Below are 11,273 nucleotides of genomic sequence, written 5' to 3'. Positions count from 1 at the left end.
GGAACAAAAAGAATGACATTCAGCGTCACATCCAAGGGCGTCTACGCCATCGCCACGACGCCCTTCCTGGCGGACGGGTCGATCGACATGGTGTCGCTCGACCGGCTGACGGATTTCTACCAGGAGAGCGGCTGCACCGGCATCACCATCCTCGGCATCATGGGCGAGGCGCCGAAGCTGGAGCCGGAGGAGAGCCGCGCGATCATCCAGCAGGTGGTCCGACGCTCGAAGATCCCGGTGATCGTCGGCGTCTCGGCGCCAGGGCTTGCCGCCATGCGCTCGTTGTCCCGCAGCGCCATGGACATGGGCGCCGCCGGCGTGATGATCGCGCCGACGCCTGCGCTTCGGACCGACGAGCAGATCGTCAACTACTTCGGCCAGGCTATCGAGGCCGTCGGCGACGACGTGCCCTGGGTGCTGCAGGACTATCCGCTGACGCTTTCGGTGGTGATGTCGGTCGGCGTCGTCGCCAGGATCATCGCCAACCACCCCTCCTGCCTGATGCTGAAGCACGAGGACTGGCCGGGGCTGGAGAAGATCTCGAAGCTTCGCGCCCTGCAGAAGGCCGGCGAGTTGCGGCCCTTCTCGATCCTCTGCGGCAATGGCGGCATGTTCCTCGATTTCGAGCCGGAGCGCGGCGCCGACGGGGCCATGACCGGCTACGGCTTCCCGGACATGCTGGCGGAGCTGGTCGATCTGTCTGCTCAAGGGAAACGCGAGGAGGCCCATGATCTTTTCGACGCGCATCTGCCGCTGATCCGCTACGAGCAGCAGCTCGGCATCGGGCTTGCCGTGCGCAAGCATGTGCTGATGCGCCGCGGTGTCATTGCCTCCGACGCGCAGCGCAAGCCGGCGCTGACTTTATCTGCGACGGCGCGCGCCGAGGTGGATTATCTGCTGGAGCGGCTCGGCCGGCGCGACAAGCGCGCGGCGATCTGAATAGGTGAAGTGGGTGGCGTTACTGCCGCCCACTGCACCTCGTCCTCTGACAAGTTGTCTTCAAGCGATCTCGTCCGTCGTCACGACGAACTCGCGCAGCAGGGCCGGGCCGAAGGCGGTGGAGAGGGCGACGTCTGTCGCGTCGCGTCCGGTCGCCATCAGGATGCGGCCGATGCGGGGCTTGTTGTGCCGGGCGTCGACGGTGTGCCACGCGCCGCCAAGGTAGACCTGGAACCAGGCGCTGAAATCCATCGGGTTGGTGTCTTTCGAAACACCGATGTCGCCGAGGTAGCCGGTGCAATAGCGGGCCGGAATGTTCATGCAGCGGCAGAGGGTGATCGCCAGATGAGCGTAGTCGCGGCATACGCCGGTGCGATCGTTGAACCCGCCGAACGCGGTCCGCGTCGCATCTGCCTTCATGTAGTCGAAGGCGATCTGGTTGTGGGCAAAGTCCAGAATGGCTTTCACCCGCGGCCAGCCCAGCGGGGTGGATGAAAAAGTCTGCCAGGCGAAATCGGCGAGCTTGTCCGTGTCGCAATAGCGGCTGCCCAGCAGATAGACCAGAATTTCGTCCGGCAGATCGTTGATCGGATGCTGGACGGCATCGGCCGGGATCGGATCCGGCAGCCCGTCGTCCTCGATCTCGAACTCCGTGGATATCGTGATCAGCCCCGCAGGTGCGACGATCCGGCAGCAGTCGTTGCCGAACCCGTCAACATAATCGCGTGCCTCGACCGGAGGGTCGAATTTCAGCACCTGTTGCGTGAGAAGGTCGCCTTGGCGGGACGGATGGATGCCGAGGACCAGGAGCATCGGCGTGTCGAACTGGCATTCATAGCCTATGCGAAAGCCCGCACGGATCTTCATCAACTGTTACCTCATTAAAAGAGTAGGATAAAGATACCCGTTCCGCTGCAACGTGCAAGCTAGCCCGCGGTTCCGTCAGCATGGAGAAGTTCGGCACCCTCCTTGGTTGTCACATTGACCTGGACGTGCATGCTGTCGAAATCGGATGCTTCGCCGTTATAGCTCCCGGAGAGCGGTACTGCCTGGCTCGGGTCGCGCGCCACACCGACGCGGATCAGGTCACGGTTGCCGACAATACCATTGGTCGGGTCGAACTCTACCCAGCCCGCGCCGGGCAGATAGACCTGGCACCAGGCGTGGGTCGAGCCGCCGCCGAGAGTGACCGAGCCGTCGCGATCCGGAACGTAGATATAGCCCGTGACAAAACGGGCCGCGAGGCCAAGCGAACGGACAGCCTCCATCATCAGCAGTGCAAAATCCCGACAGGTCCCTCGGCGGAGTTCTAGCGTTTCCAGGGGCGTCTGCGTGCCGTGCTCCGAACGGCGCGCGTAGGTGAAGCTTTCGTGGATGGCGTTGCAGAGGGTCATGAGAAGATGGCCGGTTTCTGTCGGCTGGCCGATGCGGGTAAATCGCCTTGCCCATCGTCCAACCTCGTCGGCAGGATCGGGATGGTGGCGGTGCATGGTCCTCTGCAGGTCGAAGGCCTCTTCGGGATCATAGGCGAAGGGATAGGTGAGCGCCTCATCGTCGATCTGAAAATCTACCGCGGCCTGCGGCGTATGATCCAGGGAGATATTGGTCTCGAAGCGCAGTTCGCGGGCAGATCCGGATAGTGTCACCAGGGCAATGCAGTTGCCGAAGACGTCATGGATCCACCGCACATGATCAGCCCTCGGCCGGACATCCAGGTGCGCGCTGAGAAGTCGCTGGTCGAAACTGTCGCGCGGCCGGAAAATCAGCCGGTGCACACCAAATTCCACCGGCCTCCTGTAGCGATAGGAGGTGACGTGCCGGACGGAGAATATCGTCATCCAATGATCCGAGTGACTTGGAGAAAGCTGATCCGCATAGCGGATCTCTCGAAGAGACGGTGCGGAGAGAGCCATCGTATATCAGGCGCAAACCAAAGGTGACAGGACAAAGATGACGTCGCATAGGCTGGCCGGCAGCGCCTGCCGCATGCAGGCTTACTCAATTTCATTCTCCGCAATCCAATCGTCGTCCGGGCTTTTCACCAGAAGCGGAGTGGACAAGACCCCTGTCATCCGTTGTGACGCCGAAGGAAATTCCTCTTCCAGACGGGGAATCCAGCGCGCCGTCTGGATCATGGCGACGCCCTGCACGACAGGCTCGAGGCCGCAGGAGGACAGGAGGCGCAGACCGGCCAGCATGGAGCTTCCGCTGGAGATCACGTCATCGATCAGCGCAATGCGGCGACCCTCCAGGAGCGGCAGCATGCGCGGGTCGACGTAGAGCCGCTTGATCTGGTCCGGGGTGGTGATCGAGGACATCGGGACGGACAGATCATCGAGGTACCAGAACTTGCGCGAGGTGCCGAGAGCAACGAACCGGCTGTGGCCGAGTTCGCGCGCCACCGCACTGGCGAGCGTCAACCCGAGGGTGGGAAGGCCGACGATAATCTCCGGCTCGAACGGACGGAGCCTCTCCGCCAGTGTTTTCGCCAGGGCATCCTGTACCGCAAAGCTCGCCTGGTTGATGATCAGCGAGGCCAGCGCATGGCGACCGTCGGAGAGCGGCCGGATCGGCAGCCTGATCTGACGCCCGTCCGGCAGGGTGGCGGGGAAGAAACCGGAATGGCTGTCGTCCCCCGGGAAGCTCGCCGGCGGATGGAGATCCTGCCAGAAATCATGCGGCTGCATCGTTCGTTCCTTCCGCCGGGTTAGGTGAGAACCGGGCTTTCCATCAGGATCCCCGCCGTGACATCGGCAATGCCACGATCGGTCTGGTGCGGCCCGGCATTGCAGGCAAGCGTCGCGCCGAAGCAGGCCTTGAAGATAAGATAGGGCGGCTGCCAGTCGACGATGCCATCCATCGCCAGGCGCAATGTCGAGAAGCCCTCGGCGACCTCGGCGAGCGGCGCTTCGGACACGAGGCCGGAGAGCGGCAGGGGCAGGAGGACGTCGACCTTGCCGTTCGATGCGACTGCCATGCCGCCACCGGCGGCGATGACGGCATTTGCCGCAACGGTCATGTCCTCGACGTTGCCGCCGAAGACCGTGAGGTTATGGCTGTCGTGCGAGACGGTGGTGGCAAAAGCTCCGCGCCATGCGCCCCATCCCCTGAGGAAGCCGACGCGCGGATGGCTGTCGGCGCGACCGTGGCGGTGAACCACGGCGATCATGGTCGTGTCTCTGGGCGGAACGACGAAGCCGTTCTCGACAGCCGCCTCCGTCTCGCCCCAGCGGGTGAAGCGCGGCTGGTCGATCGTGGCGATGCGCACCTTCGTCCCTGTCGCGCTGACCTTGAAGTCGTCCGGTTGCAGCGTCGCGAGCTTCATCGAACCCGTCAGAGCAGCACTGTCGGTGGGATGTAGGCTGCTCGACATCGTGCCGCCTGCGGCCATCGTCTCGCCGTTGGCGATCACCTGCAGGGCCTCCAGGTCCACCAGATCCCTGAACAGCACGAGGTCGGCGCGGCGACCGGGTGCAACGAGGCCAAGGTCGTTGCGGCCAAGGCGCCGTGCCGCGTTCAGCGTTGCCGCCTGTAGCGCCCATTCCGCCTTCATTCCATAGCGCACCAGCCTGCGGACCACGTCGTCCAGGCCGCCGGATGAAAACAGGTCGTCCGGGAAGACGTCGTCGGTGCACAACGTCACCGTCTGCGGCAGATGGCCGAGGGTGTTGAGGGCCTCGACGAACTCGGGCAGCAGGTGGTCGTGCGATCCCCGCAGCTCGATCGTCAGGCCCGCCCTCAGTTTCTTGAGAAGGTCGTCGGCGGAAACGAGCTCATGGTCGGAGGTGATGCCGGCGGCCAGAAACGCGGCAAGGTCGGCGCCGGCGAGGCTGCGGGCATGACCGCAGATCAGCTTGCCCGAGGCGAGACCCGCCTGGACGATGGCGCTCATGCGCGGGTCGCGATCGATGACGCCGCGCATGTTCATGACTTCGGCGATGCCGCCGACTTCCGGCCAGCGCAGCATCTCGGCCACGGCCTCGGCATCGAAGTCCGCACCGTTCAACTCCAGCCCGGGGGCAGACGGCACGCAGGAGGGGGCCAGGAGGATGATCCGGAGCGGCAGCGATCTTGCCGCCTCCGCGGCGTAGCGCACGCCGTCGAGGCCGTGGACGTTGCCGAACTCATGCGGATCCCAGACGATGGTGGTGACGCCGCGGGGCAAGACCGCTCCGGCATAGGTCGCCGGCGTCACCATCGAGCTCTCGATGTGCATGTGGGTGTCGATCAGGCCGGGGCTGACGAAGGCGCCGGCCGCATCGACGATATCGGCCGCGTCGGAGCGGGTGCCGCGTTCATGGACGCTGGCGATCAGCGGACCGACGAGGCCGATGTCGGCAGGACGACGCTCGCTGGTGACCATGTCGACAACGGTGCCATTGACGATGAGCCGGTCGAAGGCTGCTGTACCGCGTGCCGCAGCCACCGCGCGGCTGCGCAGGTCCGGATCGTTGATATCGGTACTGTTCAGGCTCAAGCTCATCTGGCTGCCTCTAAACGCAGGGTCTCAAGGATGAGCGCACGCAGTGCCGCCACATCGCCACGGACGGCGAAGCTGCCGTTGAAGGCGGCATGGGTGTCCCGCGTCTCGACCACCGTCCGACCGCGGGTCAGGCGGCCAGCGCATTCCATCTCGATATTGGCCGGCTGGAATTCGACGAGATCTTCGCGGACGAAGGCTGCGGCGGCGACCGCATCATAGAGCGCCATGGCCGGTCGGCCACGGCTCGTGGCGATGGCAACGAAGCCGTCCAGCATGTCGGCGATCAGTCCGGCATTGCGGCCGCCGGCGGCACGAACCGGCGGGACGTCTTGCGGCGTGGCTAGGACCTGGCGGCAGAAGTCGAGATCGACCATGCGCAGGGGAAGCCCGTGCGCCAGGACGATCGCGACGGCCTCCGGATCGGCATAGGCGTTGAACTCGGCCGATGCGGTATGGTTGCCGCGCGTCAGGCCGCCGCCCATCCAGACCAGATCATCGATGCGGCGCGCCAGTTCCGGCCGTGCCAGCACGAGTGCGGCAAGATTGGTGAGCGGGCCGAGCGCCAGGATGCGGCGTGGCGACGGCGCGGTCCACAGCCAGCGGCAGAGGGCGCTGAAGGCGTCATCCTGAACGCGATCTTCCGCCTTCGGCAGCGTTTCGCCGGTCGTCGGAATGCCCGTATTGCCGAGGATGACCTGGGCGGTTTCGAGATGTCCCATCACCGGACGGTCGCGGCCCGCATGGATGGGCATGCTCCAGCCGAAAGCATGGGCTGCACCGGCGGCATTGGCGCGCACCTGATCGAGCGGCGCATTGCCGAACACCAGCGAAACGCCGTCGATCTCCAGGCCCGCGTGCTGCACGACCAGCAGTGCGGCAATGTCGTCGAAGCCCATGTCGGTGTCGATCCAGACGGACATGGACGTCATCCGAACCGGTGGAGAGGGGCTGCCGCGGAGATCGGCATGTCGAAGGCGACCTCGGCGTTCAAGGGATAGGCCGGCAGGCTGACGTCGGCTTCTGCCTTGACGGTGCCGAAGCCGCTTTCCAACAGATATTCCCGCGTGCCGCCGGCAAAGGAGACTCCGCGAACGGTGCCGGTGAAGGGGCCGGTTCCGAGAGCGATGGCGCGGGGGCGCCAGCCGAGGCCCGAGGCGTCCGGAAGCGGACCGGCAGGGTCGATCTCGATACCGCCTGCGGCGACAAGCTTGCCATTGCGGATCGCGAAGAGGTTTTCGAAGCCGACGAAATCGGCGACGAAGCTCGAGACCGGATTATTATAGATCTCCTCCGGTGTGCCGATCTGTTCGATGGCGCCGTCGCGCATCACGACGATCCGGTCGGCGAGCGCCAGCGCTTCCACCTGGTCATGGGTGACGAAGATCATCGTCACGCCGGTTTCCTTCTGCATGCGCTGCAGCTCCGTGCGCATCTCCAGCCGCAGCCGGGCGTCGAGGTTGGAGAGCGGCTCGTCGAGCATCAGCACCTTCGGCTGCATGACCATGGAGCGCGCCAGCGCGACACGCTGCTGCTGGCCGCCCGAAAGGTCCGGCGTCTTCCGGCCGGAAAAGGCGGTGAGGCCGACCGACTTCAGGCCCGCGTCGACCCGCCGTGTCAGCTCGTCACCGCCAATTCCCTGGAGCTTCAGGCCGAAGGCGACGTTTTCGAACACCGTCAGGTGCGGGAAGAGCGCATAGGACTGGAAGACGAGGCCGATGTTGCGCCGATTGGCGGGCACGCGGGTGATGTCGGTGCCATCGAGCGTGATGCGGCCGGAGACCGGCGTCATCAGACCGGCGATGGCGCGCATGGTCGTCGTCTTGCCGCAGCCGGAGGGGCCGAGCAGGGCAAGCAGTTCGCCCTTGCGGATGTCGAGGTCGAGATCCTTGACGGCGACCGTCTTGCCGTAGGCCAGCGACAGCTTGTCGAGGAAGAGGAAGGAGGCGTCAGACATAGCGGGAAAAGCCTAAAAAGCGTTCGGCGGCAAAGACGATGCCGATTGAAAGGAAGGCGAGGAGCGCAGACAGAGCCGCGACCGAGGGATCGAAGACGATCTCCATGTAGCCGAGCATGTCGATGGGCAGGGTGCGCACGCCGGGGCCCGAGAGGAAGAGCGAGACCGGCACCTGGTTGAAGCTCGTCACGAAACCCAGGATGAAGGCGGCCAGGATGCCGCCGCGGATATTGGGCAGCACCACGCGAAAGAAGGCGCCGAGGCGCGAGGAGCCGAGCAACACGGCTGCCTCCTCCATGTCGGAGCGGAGGTTGGCAAGGCTGGCGGAAACGACGCGCACGGCATAAGGCAGGACCAGCGCCGTATGGGCGAGGAAGAGCGCCAGCGTGATCGACAGGCCGACCGGGATCACGAAGTAGCGCAAGAGCGCCAGGCCGACGATGATCCCCGGCACGATGATCGGCGTCGAGACCAGGAAACGCACGGTTTCCGAGAACGGCAGCTTGTAGCGCGACATCGCGTAAGATGCCGGGATGCCGAGCAGCAGGGCCGTCAGTGTGCCGCCGATGGCCAGAAACATCGAGACGGCGAAACTCTGCCGGAAGCTCTCGACGGTGAAGACCTTGGCGATCCACTTCAGCGAGAAACCCTGCGGCGGGAAGGCCAGTGTATCTCCGGCGGAGAAGGATGCCGCGACAATGATGAAGAACGGGCCGATCAGGAAGATCATCACCAGCAGGAGGATGATGGGGGCATACAGCTTCTGGGTCATGTCCTGTTCCTCGCCGTTGCGATCCGTTTGAGAAGGATATTGGCAGCAAAGCTCATGACGATCAGGATGAAGGCGATGACGCTGGCCGAGACGAAGTTGTTGGCGACCGTCACCTGCTGGTAGAGCAGCGTCTCGAGCATCAGGACCTTGGAGCCGCCGAGGATGGCGGGCGTGATGTAGGCGGTCATCGAGCCGGTGAAGACGAGCGTGCCGCCGACGACGAGACCTTCGCGCGTCAGGGGCAGGATGACCTTCCAGAACACCTGAAACCAGTTGGCGCCGAGAACGCGGGCCGCAGGCACCGCGTCGCGAGGCAGGTTTTCCAGGGCGCTGATCAGCGAAATGACCATTAGCGGCAGGAAGAGCTGGAGCAGTCCGATGAAGACCGCCGTCTCCGTGAAGAGGATCCGGAACGGCTCGTCCGTCAGGCCGACCGCCATCAGCGCCTGGTTGACGATGCCGGTGCGGCCGAGAATGACAATCCAGGCATAGGTGCGGGCGACCGGGGAGATCATCAGCGGCAGCACGACAAGGCCGATCATCTTGCCCTTGGCGCCGGGCGGGAGCGAGACGATGGCATAGGCCGTCGCATAGCCGATGACGGCGGCCGCCAGCGTCACCAGGAGCCCAAGCTTCAGCGTGCGCAGGAAGACCGTGCGGTTCAGCGACTGCGAGAAGAAGTCGACATAGGCCGAAAGCGTCCACTGATCGGCAGACTTGAAGCCTTCCGACAACAAGAGGACGACGGGCACCACGAAGATGAGGGCTGCGAATACGGCGGCTGGCAGCGCAAGGGCCAGAGCCTCCGTCCGATTTTGAAACATTTCTCTTCAACCCGCAAATGAGTCCAAGTCGGACGCAGCCGGGACCGAAGTCCACCGGCTGCGCCCTTCGCCTTGGGAGGCATGGGATCGGACGTCTGAGACGTCCTTGTGGTTACTGGCCGACCTTGGCATTCCATTCCGAGAGCCAGGCATCGCGGTTGTCGAGCGCCACGTCGGACGGGATGAGCTTCAGGCTCTTGGCCGTCTCTTCGCCGTAGGTGATGTTGCCGGCAACTTCATCCGAGACCACAACTTCAGCGTTGGCCGGGCTGTCCACGAGCGCTTCGGCCAGCTTGGTCTGGACTTCGGTGGACAGCCAAAAATCCATGAACTGGTGCGCCACGTCCTGGTTCTGCGAGCCCTTGGCGAGGATCATGACGTTCATGCCGCCTGTCTGGCCTTCCTTGGGCGTCGCCCAGCCGATCGGCAGGTCGAGCTTAGTGAAGGGCGCCCAGGAGAAGCGACCGATCGGGGCTGCCCAGATTTCCTCCTGCTGCATCAGCTGCACCAGCTGCGACGACTTGACGTAGAAGGTGACGATCTCGTCCTTCTTCTCGCCGACGGCCTCGATGGCGGCCTTCAGGTCTGGCGTGTCGGCGCCGAGCGCCTGGCCGAGCATGTAGAGCGCCGGCGGCCCCTGGTTGGTGGTGACATTCGGGAAGGCGACGTGGGACACGACGTCGTCCTTGAGGAGGTCGGCCCAGGACTCGATCTTCACCTTGTCGGTGCGGTAGGCGATCGAGGTGGCGTAGAAGGTGTAGCCGACGCTCATGCCGTCGCCGTTCGGATCCTTGGCGATGTCGTAGAGCTTGTCGTAGTTCGAGAGCTTCGACGTGTCGATCTTGTCCGTCAGCTCCGAGCGGGCAGCAGACAGAGCGTCAGCCATGGAGACGACGGCCATGTCGACGACGGGATTGGCCTTGTTGGCTTCCATTTTCGCCAGACGCTCGACGCTGTTGCCCGTCTCGACGACGAGCTTGCAGCCGCACTGCGCCTCGAAGGGATCGTAGACGATCTCCTTGAACTCGTCCTGGGCGAAGGCATAGACCGAGATCGTCAGTGTCTTGTCCTGCGCATGCGCAGAGCCGGCGGCCAAGGCGAGCGCGGCAGCGGATAGGTAGAAGAGCTTGTTCATGCGGGTTCTCCTGCTGGGGTTTTTTCTGGATGCGTCGGTGCTGTGAGCACGCCGGTCGTCTGGCGTACCACCAGCGTCATCGGCACACTGGTCGTTTCGGCCGACACAACGCCTCTGGTGACGTCGGCAGCCGTATCGGTCTCGATGGCGCTGAGCAGCGCGTCGATGGCGATGCGGGCGATGGTGGCAACGTCCATCCGGACGCTGGTGAGTGCCGGCGTGATCATCGCCGACCAGGCGAGATCGTCGAAGCCGGCAACGCTCGCGCGGCCTGGGACTGATATGCCGGCATTCTGCAATTCGGTCAGGGCACGCAGGGCATGGAGGTCGGAAACGGCCGCAAAAGCGGTGGCACCCTTCTCGGCCCGCTCGGCGAGGCGCAGAGGGCTCGCTTTTCCGTGCACCTGTTCGTGCTGCTCGATCCAGAGAATTTCGGCCATGCCACCGGCAGGCAGCCGGGATTTCATGCCGCCGATGCGGTCGTTCTGGACGTTCGAGGCCGGATTGTTGCCGATCAGGACGAAGTTGCGATGCCCCAGGGCCGCCAGATGATCCATCACCAGCTGTCCGCCCTGCCAGTGATCGGCGGATACGGTGCTGTTGGGGGTGGACGGGCTGTCGATGACGGCGAGCGGCCGGCCGATGTCGACGATGCGGGTGCCCAGCCGCGGAACGATGACGATCCCGTCCACGTCGCGCTCGATGAGCCGGTTGATCGCTTCCGTCTGCATGGCGACGCTGCCGCGGGAGTCGGCGATCAGCACGCCGTAGCCGGAGGCACTTGCGGCATACTCGATCGCCTGGGCGATCTGCGGGAAAAGCGGATTGGAGATGTCGGGCAGGACGAGGCCAAGCACGCGGCTGTGGCCCGTGCGAAGAGCTCGGGCGGCGGAGCTCGGCACATAGCCCAGCTCGTCCGCCTTCGCCCGGATCCGGTCGATCAGTTCAGCCGAAATCCGGCCCTTGCCCGAAAGCGCATTCGACACCGTCGCCGCCGAGACGTCGAGCGCGGCGGCGATCATGGTGAGAGTCGGGCCTGGGCGCGGGTTGGCCAAGAGACAGTCGCTCGGTGATGATTAATCGTTTAATCACGCTAGCGAACAATGTTGCGGGAGTCTAGCGGAAAGCTTGGCGGATTTCTGGAGGTGTTTGAGAGGGGACATGGC

Annotated in this window: 11 protein-coding genes; 1 reads left to right on the top strand and 10 read right to left on the bottom strand. The window is 64.5% G+C overall.

Annotation, left to right across the window (positions count from 1 at the left end; genetic code table 11):
• Nucleotides 1-12: 12 nt before the first annotated feature.
• Complete coding sequence (locus tag M1E10_RS05770) at nucleotides 13-939, top strand: dihydrodipicolinate synthase family protein (RefSeq protein WP_499175436.1); 927 nt, start codon at nucleotides 13-15, stop codon at nucleotides 937-939.
• 60 nt (nucleotides 940-999) lie between these two features.
• Here the strand turns inward: M1E10_RS05770 and M1E10_RS05765 are convergent, their stop codons facing one another.
• The 10 genes from M1E10_RS05765 to M1E10_RS05720 form a co-directional block, all read right to left on the bottom strand.
• On the bottom strand, nucleotides 1,000-1,806 hold the full coding sequence (locus tag M1E10_RS05765; protein WP_499175435.1) for a transglutaminase-like domain-containing protein: 807 nt from the start codon (nucleotides 1,804-1,806) through the stop codon (nucleotides 1,000-1,002).
• A 59-nt stretch (nucleotides 1,807-1,865) separates the two neighbouring features.
• Nucleotides 1,866-2,777, bottom strand: a complete 912-nt coding sequence (locus tag M1E10_RS05760; RefSeq protein ID WP_499175434.1) for a transglutaminase family protein — start codon at nucleotides 2,775-2,777, stop codon at nucleotides 1,866-1,868.
• Between the two features lie 156 nt (nucleotides 2,778-2,933).
• Complete coding sequence (locus tag M1E10_RS05755; protein WP_499175433.1) at nucleotides 2,934-3,626, bottom strand: type I phosphoribosyltransferase; 693 nt, start codon at nucleotides 3,624-3,626, stop codon at nucleotides 2,934-2,936.
• Between the two features lie 20 nt (nucleotides 3,627-3,646).
• The gene (locus tag M1E10_RS05750; RefSeq protein WP_499175432.1) at nucleotides 3,647-5,422 is read right to left on the bottom strand and encodes an adenine deaminase; all 1,776 of its coding nucleotides are present in this window, start codon (nucleotides 5,420-5,422) and stop codon (nucleotides 3,647-3,649) included.
• The gene (locus M1E10_RS05745) at nucleotides 5,419-6,342 is read right to left on the bottom strand and encodes a nucleoside hydrolase (protein ID WP_499175431.1); all 924 of its coding nucleotides are present in this window, start codon (nucleotides 6,340-6,342) and stop codon (nucleotides 5,419-5,421) included. The genes M1E10_RS05750 and M1E10_RS05745 overlap by 4 nt, the downstream gene beginning before the upstream one ends.
• 5 nt (nucleotides 6,343-6,347) lie before the next feature.
• Nucleotides 6,348-7,376 (bottom strand): ABC transporter ATP-binding protein, encoded by a 1,029-nt coding sequence (locus M1E10_RS05740; protein WP_499175430.1) that lies wholly within the window; start codon nucleotides 7,374-7,376, stop codon nucleotides 6,348-6,350.
• Complete coding sequence (locus tag M1E10_RS05735) at nucleotides 7,369-8,148, bottom strand: ABC transporter permease (RefSeq protein ID WP_499175429.1); 780 nt, start codon at nucleotides 8,146-8,148, stop codon at nucleotides 7,369-7,371. Before M1E10_RS05735 ends, M1E10_RS05740 begins: the two co-directional genes overlap by 8 nt.
• Complete coding sequence (locus M1E10_RS05730) at nucleotides 8,145-8,972, bottom strand: ABC transporter permease (RefSeq protein ID WP_499175428.1); 828 nt, start codon at nucleotides 8,970-8,972, stop codon at nucleotides 8,145-8,147. Before M1E10_RS05730 ends, M1E10_RS05735 begins: the two co-directional genes overlap by 4 nt.
• A gap of 112 nt (nucleotides 8,973-9,084) precedes the next feature.
• Complete coding sequence (locus M1E10_RS05725; RefSeq protein WP_499175427.1) at nucleotides 9,085-10,107, bottom strand: ABC transporter substrate-binding protein; 1,023 nt, start codon at nucleotides 10,105-10,107, stop codon at nucleotides 9,085-9,087.
• A complete protein-coding gene (locus M1E10_RS05720; RefSeq protein WP_499175426.1) occupies nucleotides 10,104-11,129 on the bottom strand; it encodes a LacI family DNA-binding transcriptional regulator in 1,026 nt (341 codons plus the stop codon). The genes M1E10_RS05725 and M1E10_RS05720 overlap by 4 nt, the downstream gene beginning before the upstream one ends.
• Nucleotides 11,130-11,273: the final 144 nt, after the last annotated feature.

The organism is Rhizobium sp. PK7-22 (genome assembly GCF_056530405.1).
This window is presented reverse-complemented; position numbering and strand designations above follow the sequence as displayed.